Source organism: Thalassolituus oleivorans MIL-1, assembly GCF_000355675.1.
Lineage (GTDB): Bacteria > Pseudomonadota > Gammaproteobacteria > Pseudomonadales > Oceanobacteraceae > Thalassolituus > Thalassolituus oleivorans.
This window is the reverse complement of record NC_020888.1, coordinates 2,380,975-2,393,000: the sequence shown is the minus strand read 5'-3', so window position 1 is coordinate 2,393,000 and position 12,026 is coordinate 2,380,975. Positions and strand designations below refer to the sequence as shown.

Below are 12,026 nucleotides of genomic sequence, written 5' to 3'. Positions count from 1 at the left end.
CAGATGGGGTTGTTTGAGCGCTTACGAAAAACGACACCTTGCTTAATCGTCCATTCAGATCGTGGGGCGCAGTGTCGTGCTCAAGGTTACCTTGATTATCTGCGATTAAATGGTTGCCGTTTGAGTATGAGTCCTAAAGGAAACTGTTGGGGTAACGCACTTATGGAATCATTCTTCAGTCGATTAAAAGTGGAGCTTGTATGCGCGAAAAATTATAGTTCGATCGAAGTTTGGAAATCAGGTATCTTCAAGTATATCGAAATATTTTATAACCTTAAAGGAAGGCATTCAGCAAACGACGATATGAGTCCAATCGCGTTTGAGGAAGAGGCGGCAATAGTTGTATAGTCAGAGTGTCTGATTTTTATGGTTAACACCATAATCGAGGGAGTGGGATGTATTTAGTTACTGGAGCTAATGGTTTTTTAGGCCGGCATTTAACAGCAGGTTTGTTGGCTGCGCATATTGATTTTGTTGGTGCAATTAGAGTGTTGCCAGATGATTTTGATAGAGATTCTAATTTAGTAGCAGTTGATCGTATCGATGAAAATACTAACTGGTCTCAAATACTTTTAGATATAGATGTAGTTATACATTTGGCGGCCCGTACTTGCGTAGTACGAGGGTCTGACGCTGCAGCTCTACGAGATGTGCGCTGTGTTAATGTAGAAGGTACTCTCAATCTTGCTCGCCAGGCGGCAGCAGCTGGCGTTAGAAGGTTTGTATTCGTCAGTTCGATTAAGGTAAATGGAGAAAATACTAATGGACGTCCTCCTTTTACCGAATACGATGCTCCAAATCCTTTAGATGCCTATGGAATTTCTAAACTTGAAGCGGAAATTGGGCTTCGCGAGTTAGCAACATCGACGGGACTTGAAGTTGTGATTATTCGTCCTCCTTTGGTTTACGGGGCAGGCGTTAGGGCTAATTTTCTAAGTTTGTTAAAGCTTGCCGATAGTCGTATTCCTTTGCCATTCTCTTTGGTTAGTAATGTGAGGTCTATGATATACGTTGAGAATTTAGTAGATTTTATCATACTTTGTTGCACTCATCCGAAGGCAACGTCACAAACGTTTTTAGTTGCTGATCAGAAATCGTTGTCGCTGGCAGAATTGATGACATTAATCAGAACGAGCATGGGGCGAAAAACCCAGTTATGGCCACTACCTAGTTTTTTATTTCGTTTATTCGGCGTTATTTTAGGGAAGTCAAAGATTGTAGATAGGTTAGTAGGTAATTTAGAAGTTGATTCCAGTTATGCCATGAAACTTTTAAATTGGAGTCCGCCGTTTTCAGTTGAACAGGGTATTAAAGTAACTGTTGATGCTTTTATCCAAGGTGATCGCCGTTGATACGTTTTTTTGATATTTTGTTTTCCCTGCTGGGATTGGTGTTGGGTTTCCCATTGTTAGTGCTTATTTATATACTCGCACTAAGTGATTCGAGATCACCGTTGTTTCGGCAGCAGAGGATAGGAAGAGATAGAAGTCCATTTATGCTCGTTAAATTTCGTACGATGAAAGTTGATACTGAATCAGTAGCAACTCATCTCGCGTCAGCTACATCGGTAACTAAGTTAGGATCATTCTTACGAAAAACTAAATTGGATGAGTTACCCCAACTTTGGAATGTCCTAAAAGGTGATATGAGTTTAGTTGGTCCTCGTCCCAATTTATTAAATCAGACAGAGCTAATAATTGAGAGAAGCGCTTTAGATGTATACGCTGTGCGTCCAGGAATAACAGGTCTCGCTCAATTAAGTGGAATTGATATGTCTACACCAAGGGATTTAGCTAATATAGACGCAAAGATGATTAAAGAAATGTCCCTTAAAAGTTATTTTTCTATGATTTTTAAAACTCTTGGTGGTGGAGGTACAGGAGATCGAATTCGCAATTAGTAGCTGAAAGATCTCCCATAGATCTAGAAGATAATCAAAGACTATTTGGTTCGTTTAATACCCAGTCAGTACAGTCATTTTGCTTGTCGTAAGCCGCTGGCGCTTCTTGCAATAGGCTTATTACTTTGTCTACCTGAAAGTTATGACAAGCTTTATCTAAACGATTTAAAAGATTATGTGTTTCTGGCCAGTTAAGATGTACTTCGCTTGCGGTCATTATACGCGGATGTTCGGTACCCTCAACATCTTCGCTGATTAACAGTTCTTCAAATAATTTTTCTCCAGGACGAAGTCCCGTGAATTGAATTTCTATGTCACCGTTAGGATTTATATCGGTCCTCTCTGTTAAACCAGAGAGGTGAATCATCTTTTTTGCAAGACTAACGATTTTGACAGGTTCGCCCATATCTAATACGAATACGTCGCCGCCTTTAGCCATGGCGCTGGCTTGAATTACTAGCTGTGACGCTTCGGGAATCGTCATAAAATAACGAATAATATCTGGGTGGGTTACAGTTATAGGCCCCCCTTCTTTTATTTGTTTACGAAATCGTGGCACCACGGAGCCTGATGAATCGAGTACATTACCGAATCGCACCATGGAAAATAGGGTGTCTGTTTGGCGAGTTGACAGAGCTTGCAGGACGAGTTCTGCCATACGTTTTGATGCGCCCATTACGTTGGTTGGACGAACCGCTTTGTCAGTAGATATTAAGATGAAACGCTCCACACCCGATGTAATGGCTGCTTCAGCGCAATACCATGAACCAAATACATTATTTCTCACGCCCTCGACAACATTGCATTCGACCATCGGGACGTGTTTGTATGCTGCCGCGTGATATATGGTTTGGACGTTAAATGTTTTAAAGATAGTTTCTAGGCGATTTTGCTTTTGGACCGAACCTAAAATTGAAACTATAGGCACTGAAAGTTTTAGTTCTTCATTTGTCGCTTGTAGTTCTTGTTCAATGCTATAAAGACTAAATTCGTTAAGTTCCAATAGAACCAGTTTTGTCGGTTTTTTCATCAGAACTTGGCGACATAGTTCAGAACCAATAGAACCACCGGCACCGGTAATGAGAACAACTTTGTCTCTAACGCTAGTTTCCAGTAGGGTGCTGTTTGGTGCAACGCAGTCTCTGCCCAAGAGGTCTTCTATATCAACTTCTCGAACCTCCTCAATTTTTGCGCGGCCACTAATAATATCGCCAAAAGAAGGAGTGATCAGTATCTCTAATTTTCGCTCAGCAAGTTCTTCAATTAAATGTTTTCTCGTCTGCATGTTAGTTTTGCCAACGGCTAGCAGTATTTTTTTTACACCGTAAGTGTCACAGAGGTCATCTAGTTGTTTGCTCGGCCATACTTTTAAGCCTTGAATTGATGTTTTTTGTTTTTTTCTTGAGTCGTCAACAAAGGCAACAGGACGATAGAATTCGCTTGAAGAAAGAGCATGAACTAGTGACATGCCTTGTTTACCTGCTCCGTAGATTATAACCGGCTCGGCATTGGATTTAATTAGTTGTGCAACCATACCCCGCACAAATAATCTCGGTACACCTAAAAACATATACGCTGTAAAAGTATATATAATGATGCTTGAGCGTGGCACAGCTGCTTGAAGTAAGAATGCACTCGTAGCTAAGGTTAATGCCGATATTGCAATGCCTAACATCAGAGAGGTGAAAGCTCTCTCCGTCATGAACCGCACTACAGCGCGATAGAGTCCTAGTCTTATAAAAGCCGCGGAAGTTACTAAAGCGGTAATGGCCGCAGTGTAAACTAGATTTTCAGTTATGTTTAAGTTCATTGTGCCGTAGCGTAAAGCCATGGCCATGTATATCGCCAAAGGTATGGCTACAAAATCATAGGCAAGGGAAACTAGACGCTTTCTTGAGCGAGACATATCAAGTAGATAGCGAATCATACGTTCCTGTATTCATCGTGAATTAAGATACACGAAGTTTAGCAAATAATCAGAAATTTGCCTTAAATACTAAGTAAAGTCATTGATAAATATGACGAAATTAAGTCTTTTAGGTTTCGTTTAAACGAAAATTATCCGAACGGATAAAAGGAGTGGCTCCCCGAGTTGGACTTGAACCAACGACCAATAGATTAACAGTCTACTGCTCTACCGACTGAGCTATCGGGGAACATCAGTAAGTGCTGCGTATTATGCCAGCGGTTTTCTTGCTGTCAACAGCACTTTGCTTAAAAGTGTTTGATTTTGTTAGTTATTTTCAAAGCTAACAATTAATTTACAGGCTGTAGCCGTTTGGATTCTGCTTCTGCCAGTTCCACGTATCAACGACCATGTCGGTTAACGACAGCTCGGTTTTCCAGCCTAATATGTCCAGAGCCTTTTCGGCGTTGGCGTAGCAGGCGGCGACGTCACCGGGTCGGCGGTCGACAATGGTGTAGGGCACAGGTACAGAGTTGCCTTCTGCGAATGCGTTAACGAGTTGCAGTACGCTAACGCCGTCACCGGTTCCTAAGTTGAATGCTTCGACGCCACTGACCGGGGTCGCTCCTAGGAGGTTATCCACGGCTTTTACGTGGCCTTTGGCGAGGTCGACTACGTGGATGTAATCACGTACACCAGTGCCATCGACGGTATTATAGTCGCCCCCAAATACCGAGAGTTGATCACGACGACCTACGGCTACTTGGGAAATATACGGCATTAAATTGTTTGGAATGCCTTTGGGATCTTCACCAATCAAGCCCGACTTATGTGAACCAACAGGATTGAAATAGCGTAATAAAATCACTGCCCATGGCGTTGTGGCGTTACTGAGCTTGTCAGCTTCCGGCAGATCGCGCAGCATTTCTTCAATAATGAGCTTAGAACGACCATAAGGATTGGTTGCTGATAACGGCATGGTTTCTGTTAGCGGCAGTTGTTCAGGGTCGCCATACACAGTGGCTGATGAGCTGAAGACTAAGTTCTTAACGCCAAACTCTTCCATCACTTGTGCTAGTCCGAGTGTGCTATTCAGGTTGTTATCGTAATAGGCCAACGGCATTTGGCACGACTCACCAACGGCTTTTAGCCCGGCAAAATGAATGGCTGCATGAATCTGATTACCGGTGAATACGCGGCCTAATAGTTTGCGATCACGGACATCACCTTCGATAAAGGTCACTGTTTTGCCGGTGATTTTTTCGACACGAGCTAACGATTCTGGGCTGCTGTTACTCAGGTTATCGACAACAACAACGTCATAACCAGCTTCGAGAAGTTCAATACAAGTGTGGGAACCGATATATCCTGCACCACCGGTAACTAAAATCGTTGCCATCATCGTGTCTCTATCCTCAATTTGTCGTCTTAATCTTTGGAAATCCGGCTGCCAGTCGCGCCAGTTTGGTCGCGGTATTTTGCGTTTGCGCGGGTATTGTACGGACGTAGAGCAGGGCTACTCAGCATCTCAAACGACATAGCACAGATCACCATGCCAGGCTTCAACGCTAGTGGCAGTTTGCCGTTGTTGTAAAATTCTAAAACAATCTGCCCATGCCAGCCGGGATCAATGCGTCCAGCCGTTACGTGTACCATTAAGCCCAATCGCGCTAATGAGCTACGGCCATCCAGCCAGCCGACTAAGTCATTTGGAATCGTAACCGATTCCATGGTTGCACCAAGAATAAGTTCGCCGGGATGAATAAATAGCGCGCGCTCATCAGACACTTCGATTTCTTTGCTCATGATGCGGTCGATATCGCGTTCAAGCTGAGCGCGATCACCAGACAAGTCTAAGTGAGTTACCGAGTTGTTGCTGAACACCCGGAAGCGATGATCAAGGCGTAAGTCGACACTGATTCCTGCAATGGCATCCGCAGGCGGCTTAGGCTCGATAATGATTTGGCCTTCGGCTATTCGTTGTTCGATATCGCCATCACTCAGTCGCATGTCGTATTCCAAAAAATGTCGTTGTTAGCGGTGCCAAGCGGGTTAAAACTCAAGCTTGGTTGCATCTATCTGATAGCGAGTTTTGCCATCTTTTTTATCTGTCATGCGAATTAACGCATAGTGTTGATCAATTGCAAACCAAGCAAATATCTGACGACGTTTATCTGAGCGTAATTGTTCAACTTTTACCGCGCGGAACTTACCGGCAGGGGTTTTGAGTACTTCTTCGCCCACGACTTTAAAGCGAAAGGGCTTAGAGTTCTTCTTTTCGAATACTGGGTATTCAAACTCGGTTTGGCCGCTCGCCAGATCAACACTTGCTTGCAACATATAAGTAATGTTGTCTTGTATGTCGTCTTGCCATTGGTCGGTATAAAGCTTGTTTTTCTCATCACTAAAAACGGTCTGATCGTTAGCCTTAAACGTCAGCGTGCGGTCATCTTCATCGATTAGCCCAGAAGCTCGGTATTTGTAGGCGTTCGGCAGGATACGGCCATCTACGAACGTGAATTGAGAGGTTTCGCGTAAGCTCGCAACGCTCGCTTCAGCGTCGAATACTAATTCCCACTCACCGTTGTCTAATTTTTTCAGGGTGCGAGAGGCATCGATATCAAACGAAAACCAACCGACGTGCCATTCACTGCGATAGCTAATTTTGAACGGCGTGAGAGTTTGGCTTACCGGTGTTGGTGTTGTCGCGACGTTTGTTTCTGAAGTTTTTGTCGGTGTATCGTCTGCGAATGTCAGTGGCATAACAGCTAAGAGCCCAAAGCCACACATCAACAAAATTGAACGAAACATCATAGTAAGCATTCCCTGATCGATGATGTGTAAGACAGTTGATTAACCTTGCAGTTGCAAACCTGTGCTCGGAAGTTTATTGCCATCCAATTCAGCAGCGTTCTTCACCATGCGTAAACGACCTTCCACAAACCATTTAACGGCAATCGGGAAAATCACGTGTTCTTGCTGTTGCACACGCTTTTGCAGTGTCGCAGCATCGTCACCGTCAAATATAGGAACAACGGCCTGAATAATATTCGGGCCGTCATCCAAAACTTCGGTCACAAAATGAACCGTTACACCGTGCTGAGTATCGCAGGCGTCGATGGCACGCTGATGCGTGTGTAGGCCTTGATATTTCGGTAGCAGAGAAGGGTGAATATTGATCATATGCCCTTCGTAGCGGTTAACAAATTCAGCCGTCAAAATACGCATAAAGCCGGCAAGCACAACCAAATCAGGTTCGAAGCTATCAATGCTGGCCATTAAAGCACGGTCAAAGTCTTCACGGCTGGCAAACTGACGATGATCAACAACGTCGGTAGGAATATTGCGGTCACGTGCTTTCTGTAGGCCGGCAGCTTCAGGGTTGTTACAAATAACCGCAGCAACTTCCGCATCTATCATTCCAGCACTGACCTGATCGGCAATGGCAGTCATATTGCTGCCACCACCGGAAATCAGAATCACAACGCGAGGAGTATCTGGCTCGGTTGCGCCATAAAGCGATGTGACTCCTTCACTCATGCGCGGTTTCCAAGAAACTCAACGCGATCTTCATTTTCAGCGCGTGCTTGTACTTCACCAATAAGCCATGACTGCTCGCCTTCGGCATTTAGAAGAGCGATGGCAGAATCTGCTTTGTCTTCTGGTAGCGCGATGATCATGCCAACGCCACAGTTAAAGGTGCGGAACATTTCAGATGTTTTCACGTTGCCGTTTTCCTGCAGCCACTTGAACACATCTGGCCACTGCCAGCTGTTGGTATCAATCACGGCTTTGCAGTCGTCTGGCAAAACACGTGGGATGTTTTCTTGGAAACCACCACCTGTGATGTGAGACAGCGCGTGAATGTCAGACGCATTGATTAGCTTCAATACCGACTTCACATAGATTTTGGTTGGTGCCATTAAGGCATCGGCAATGGATTGACCATCAAGATCAGCAGACAAATCAGCCTTCGATACTTCGATGATCTTGCGAATCAAGGAGTAACCGTTCGAATGAGGGCCGCTAGAAGCCAAGGCAATTAACTTATCGCCAGCCGCAACACGAGAACCATCAATCAGCTGATCTTTTTCGGCGATGCCGACACAGAAACCCGCTAAATCGTAGTCTTCGCCTTCGTACATACCTGGCATTTCGGCAGTTTCACCACCGACCAGAGAAGCACCTGCTTGGAAGCAACCTTCACCGATACCCTCAACAACCGCAGCGGCAACGTCAACGTTCAACTTACCGGTCGCGTAATAATCGAGGAAGAATAGTGGCTCAGCACCGGCAACAACTAAGTCGTTGACGCACATAGCGACTAAGTCGATACCAATGGTGTCGTGTTTATTTAGGTCCATAGCGAGGCGCAATTTTGTGCCCACGCCATCGGTGCCCGAAACCAACACAGGTTGTTTATAACCCTGAGGAAGTTCGAACAGTGCGCCAAAGCCTCCCAGTCCGGCTAGGACTTCAGGGCGACGGGTACGTTTTGCAACGCCTTTGATCCGTTCTACTAATGCATTACCAGCGTCGATGTCGACGCCCGCGTCTTTATAACTCAGGGATTTTGATTCGCTCATGCCGTTGTCACTGGGTGGCCAATGGAAAGGCGCGTATTCTAACGATTTGTGTTGCATCCTGCATCATGGAAATGCCGAAAAGCGTAAAAGAACACTTATCTTCACTGGTTATATTCGTTGCTCATGGCACAATACCGCGTCTGATAACAATCTAAGGAAGTAAAAGTGCGGATTGCAGCGCTTATTTTGTTGGGCTTTTTAAGCTTTACCACACATGCCGTCGTCGTTTCTGGATTGCACGACGTGCGCGTCGTGGTGACTGATCAGTCGGCGGCGAATCGTCGTGCCGGTATTGAACAGGCTTATCAGCAAGTATTAGTCAAAGTATCGGGCCACGCAGCCACCTTGCAGAATCCTCTGTTACAAAAAGAGCAGAGCAACGCTGAGTCTATGGTGAGCCAGATTCGCTACGTTCGAGGCGAGCAGAGCCAGTTATTCCTGCAAGTGAGTTTCTCAGCTAGTCAAATTCAAGCCCTGTTGAAGCGGGCAGGCGAACCGGTCTGGGGCAGCAGTCGACCTCTAACCTTAGTATGGTTGGCGCAAGAAACTGACGGTCAGCAGCGCATGGTGACTCAAGAAGATCTTATTGTGCGCAGCGCCATTCAAAATGCGATGGAAGAGCGTGGCATCCCAGTGCTATTTCCTTCCAACGACTTAGATGACGAACTTGCTTTGCCAGTCGAGCGTTTGTGGGGCTTGTTCAGTCAGGATATCGCCCTTGCAAGTGAACGCTATCCAGTGGACGGCTATTTAGCAGGCCGCATTATTCCTAGTGCATCGTCTTGGTACTTTGCGGGTCAATTCAGTTACGGTGCCGATACTACCCAATTCAGTGTGCAAGCTGAGTCACCGGAGGTTCTTGCTCTGCAAGTTGCCGACAAATTAGCCGATACCTTAGCAAGCCGTTACGCCGTGACCGAAAATGCAGAACAAAGCTCAGATGGTTATGTTATTCGAGTGAATCATGTGGCGAACTTCAGCGATTACCAGCGTTTGTTGAACTACCTTAATGCCCACATAGCTATATCGAATACCCGAGTGCTCAGCGTTAACCAAGATGAAATCACCCTCAGTTTGACGTTAGCAACCAGCTGGCCTCAGACATGGGATGTATTGGCTTTGGATAAACGTCTAAAAGAAACCGATCAGCCTAATACTTTGCAGTGGCAGCCTTAAGATTCAGTTATGGAACATCAACAGTTAACGCTTCCGGTTGTTATTCGCGACGATGCCCGTTTTGCTAATTACCACGCGGGCCCTAACGAACAAATCGTTCAATCACTGCAACAGCAGTGGACTACCCGCGGTGAGCCCTTCATTTATTTATGGGGCGCATCAGGCGTAGGGTGCAGTCATTTATTGCAGGCTGCTTGCCATTATGCCGAAGGCCTAGGTCATCACAGCGTCTATCTACCGTTAGACGAGTTGGTCGAAATGGGCCCCGGCGTACTGGAGTCGATGGAGCAATTGCCGCTTGTTGCCTTAGATAATCTGCAAGTAATTGCTGGCAATGAAGAATGGGAAGAAGCCATCTTTCATCTGTTTAATCGAATTCGTGATCGACAAAGCCATTTGTTGATTGCCGCGAACGCCAACCCGCAACAACTTGGAATTCGGCTTCCAGATCTGACCTCGCGTTTGAGCTGGGGCATGGTATATCAGGTAGGGGCATTGGCTGATGAAGAAAAGGTACTGGCTCTACTACTAAGGGCACATCGTCGGGGTTTAAACCTAACCGATGATGTAGCGCGTTACATCCTTACCCGTGGGCCGCGCGATAGCCAAGCCCTGTTTGATTTGCTCGAACGTTTAGATCAGGCGTCGTTAACCGCACAACGGAAATTGACGATCCCGTTTATTAAGGCCGAGATGGGGTGGTGAGGATGGAAGCGGCTCGCTTTACCGCCTTATCTTCAAGCAGAAAACGAACACCGCCAACGATATCCGCAACGCCGGATTAAAAAAGCAGCACATCTTTTGTAGGAGCGAAACTTTTTCGCGAAAGCTTTACAAAATAAAGAGCCGAATTAACTTTCAATGCTTTCGCGAAAAAGTTTCGCTCCTACGATCCATCCGATTTCAAGCATATCGTTTCGTGCCTCTTGGCCTGCCGAGTCTGGCCGTGATCGTAATCGGTGAAAAATGATGAGGAAATACAGGCCAGAAAGCACAAAGCAGGGGGGCGGGGATAAGATCCTCGAAAAGGGAAAACCGCGGCGTCAGCCGCTAAAAACCTCAGAAACAAAAAACGCGGCTAATAAGCCGCGTTTTTAAATTCAAAGCCAGATGATCTCAGCTCAGAACTTTCTTAATGCGTGCAACCGCGTCTTTCAGCACATCCATGCTGGTCGCGAATGACAAGCGCATATAGCCCGGCGTACCAAACGCAGAACCCGGAACCAAAGCAACACCCGCCTCAAGCAATAGCTTCTCAGCGAATTCAACGTCACTTTCAATGCCAGCGGTTTTCATCGCTTCTTTCACGCTTGGGTAGGCATAAAATGCACCGTCGCCTTCAATGCAGCTAAAACCCGGAATGGTATTCAGCGCCGCAATTAAGTAATCGTGACGTTCTTTAAAGGCTTTCACCATAGGCAGAACGCAATCACGACCGCCATTCAGCGCTGCTTCAGCTGCTACCTGAGAAATAGACGTCGGATTCGACGTGCTTTGCGATTGAACTTTTTTCATCGCACCAATCAGCTTGGCAGGGCCAGCCGCATAGCCAATACGCCAGCCAGTCATGCTATAGGCTTTTGAGACACCGTTAAGAACGATGGTGCGGTCGTATAAATCAGGGCACGCCGTCACGATGTTTTCAAAGGCGAAATCGGCCCACCAGATGTACTCATACATATCATCAGTGGCGATCAACACATTCGGATACTTGCGCAGCACCGCACCTAACGCTTGCAGTTCTTCTTTGGTGTAAGCAACGCCAGAAGGATTTGATGGACTGTTCAATACCACCAAACGCGTTTTGTCGGTAATCGCTGCTTCTAGTTGCTCTGGGGTGATCTTGAAGCGCGTGCTTTCATCGGTTTCGATACAAACCGGCACACCTTCAGCAATGATCACCATATCAGGATACGACACCCAATACGGCGCAGGGATAACCACCTCATCGCCTTTGTTGATGTAGGCCAGCGCAAGATTAAAGAAGCTTTGTTTACCACCACAAGACACCAAAATCTGGTTCGCCTCGTAGCTCAAATTATTGTCGTTCTTCAGTTTCTCAATAATGGCTTTTTTTAGTCCCGGCGTTCCGTCAACCGCAGTGTACTTCGTAAAACCGCTCTCAATGGCTTTTATTGCCGCCTGTTTGATGTGATCCGGGGTATCAAAATCCGGTTCACCTGCACCCAAGCCAATAATGTCTTTGCCAGCTGCCTTGAGTTCTGCAGCGCGGTTGGTTACCGCCAGAGTAGGAGAAGGCTTGATCTGTTGTACGCGATCAGACAGTTGCAGGTCCAAAATGTGTATCCTCAAAAACGACAGTGGTCGGGACTTGCGCGGCAGGAGTATGACTTTGGCCTAGTTGAACCGAATTGAATCAGTTACAGTCCTAGCCATAGCGGAACTTCGGTTCTGCCATGCAAAAAACCGTATAATGCTACAAGATTTAGCCGTTAAC

Annotated in this window: 12 protein-coding genes and 1 tRNA gene; 5 read left to right on the top strand and 8 right to left on the bottom strand. The window is 46.0% G+C overall.

All coding sequences use genetic code 11. From position 1 onward, the window contains the following. The first annotated feature begins 3 nt into the window (after positions 1-3). Genes TOL_RS19525 through TOL_RS10930 form a run of 3 tightly spaced genes read left to right on the top strand, consistent with a single transcriptional unit; the run spans position 4 to position 1,900 of the window. The gene (locus tag TOL_RS19525; RefSeq protein ID WP_081601128.1) at positions 4-348 is read left to right on the top strand and encodes an IS3 family transposase; all 345 of its coding nucleotides are present in this window, start codon (positions 4-6) and stop codon (positions 346-348) included. A 47-nt stretch (positions 349-395) separates the two neighbouring features. Continuing rightward, entirely contained in the window at positions 396-1,352 is a 957-nt protein-coding gene (locus tag TOL_RS10935) for a UDP-glucose 4-epimerase family protein (protein WP_015487388.1), read from the top strand. After that, a complete protein-coding gene (locus TOL_RS10930; RefSeq protein ID WP_041588482.1) occupies positions 1,349-1,900 on the top strand; it encodes a sugar transferase in 552 nt (183 codons plus the stop codon). The genes TOL_RS10935 and TOL_RS10930 overlap by 4 nt, the downstream gene beginning before the upstream one ends. 34 nt (positions 1,901-1,934) lie before the next feature. Here the strand turns inward: TOL_RS10930 and TOL_RS10925 are convergent, their stop codons facing one another. The 7 genes from TOL_RS10925 to purM form a co-directional block, all read right to left on the bottom strand. Then, complete coding sequence (locus TOL_RS10925) at positions 1,935-3,827, bottom strand: nucleoside-diphosphate sugar epimerase/dehydratase (RefSeq protein ID WP_015487386.1); 1,893 nt, start codon at positions 3,825-3,827, stop codon at positions 1,935-1,937. Between the two features lie 153 nt (positions 3,828-3,980). Further along, a tRNA-Asn gene (locus tag TOL_RS10920) sits at positions 3,981-4,056 on the bottom strand. A gap of 105 nt (positions 4,057-4,161) precedes the next feature. Then, on the bottom strand, positions 4,162-5,208 hold the full coding sequence (galE, locus tag TOL_RS10915; protein ID WP_015487385.1) for a UDP-glucose 4-epimerase GalE: 1,047 nt from the start codon (positions 5,206-5,208) through the stop codon (positions 4,162-4,164). Positions 5,209-5,234: 26 nt separating this feature from the next. After that, positions 5,235-5,816, bottom strand: coding sequence for a dCTP deaminase (gene dcd, locus TOL_RS10910; protein WP_015487384.1), 582 nt, complete (start codon positions 5,814-5,816; stop codon positions 5,235-5,237). Positions 5,817-5,858: 42 nt separating this feature from the next. After that, entirely contained in the window at positions 5,859-6,620 is a 762-nt protein-coding gene (locus TOL_RS10905) for a DUF3108 domain-containing protein (RefSeq protein ID WP_015487383.1), read from the bottom strand. Between the two features lie 39 nt (positions 6,621-6,659). Beyond that, positions 6,660-7,346 carry a phosphoribosylglycinamide formyltransferase gene (gene purN, locus TOL_RS10900; protein WP_015487382.1) on the bottom strand — a complete coding sequence of 229 codons (687 nt, stop codon included), beginning with the start codon at positions 7,344-7,346 and terminating at the stop codon, positions 6,660-6,662. Further along, positions 7,343-8,392, bottom strand: coding sequence for a phosphoribosylformylglycinamidine cyclo-ligase (purM, locus tag TOL_RS10895; protein WP_015487381.1), 1,050 nt, complete (start codon positions 8,390-8,392; stop codon positions 7,343-7,345). The genes purN and purM overlap by 4 nt, the downstream gene beginning before the upstream one ends. 165 nt (positions 8,393-8,557) lie before the next feature. On the opposite strand from purM, the gene TOL_RS10890 reads away from it, so the two are divergent. Further along, on the top strand, positions 8,558-9,568 hold the full coding sequence (locus TOL_RS10890; RefSeq protein WP_015487380.1) for a DUF2066 domain-containing protein: 1,011 nt from the start codon (positions 8,558-8,560) through the stop codon (positions 9,566-9,568). Positions 9,569-9,577: 9 nt separating this feature from the next. After that, on the top strand, positions 9,578-10,273 hold the full coding sequence (gene hda / locus TOL_RS10885; RefSeq protein ID WP_015487379.1) for a DnaA regulatory inactivator Hda: 696 nt from the start codon (positions 9,578-9,580) through the stop codon (positions 10,271-10,273). Between the two features lie 411 nt (positions 10,274-10,684). Here the strand turns inward: hda and TOL_RS10880 are convergent, their stop codons facing one another. Next, positions 10,685-11,869, bottom strand: coding sequence for a pyridoxal phosphate-dependent aminotransferase (locus TOL_RS10880; protein WP_338055007.1), 1,185 nt, complete (start codon positions 11,867-11,869; stop codon positions 10,685-10,687). Between the last annotated feature and the right edge of the window lie 157 nt (positions 11,870-12,026).

Coding starts and splice junctions, on each gene's coding strand:
- TOL_RS19525 (WP_081601128.1), top strand. CDS start 4: ATGGGGTTGTTTGAGCGCTTACGAAAAACGACACCTTGCTTAATCGTC.
- TOL_RS10935 (WP_015487388.1), top strand. CDS start 396: ATGTATTTAGTTACTGGAGCTAATGGTTTTTTAGGCCGGCATTTAACA.
- TOL_RS10925 (WP_015487386.1), bottom strand. CDS start 3,827: ATGATTCGCTATCTACTTGATATGTCTCGCTCAAGAAAGCGTCTAGTT.
- galE (WP_015487385.1), bottom strand. CDS start 5,208: ATGATGGCAACGATTTTAGTTACCGGTGGTGCAGGATATATCGGTTCC.
- dcd (WP_015487384.1), bottom strand. CDS start 5,816: ATGCGACTGAGTGATGGCGATATCGAACAACGAATAGCCGAAGGCCAA.
- TOL_RS10905 (WP_015487383.1), bottom strand. CDS start 6,620: ATGATGTTTCGTTCAATTTTGTTGATGTGTGGCTTTGGGCTCTTAGCT.
- purN (WP_015487382.1), bottom strand. CDS start 7,346: ATGAGTGAAGGAGTCACATCGCTTTATGGCGCAACCGAGCCAGATACT.
- purM (WP_015487381.1), bottom strand. CDS start 8,392: ATGAGCGAATCAAAATCCCTGAGTTATAAAGACGCGGGCGTCGACATC.
- hda (WP_015487379.1), top strand. CDS start 9,578: ATGGAACATCAACAGTTAACGCTTCCGGTTGTTATTCGCGACGATGCC.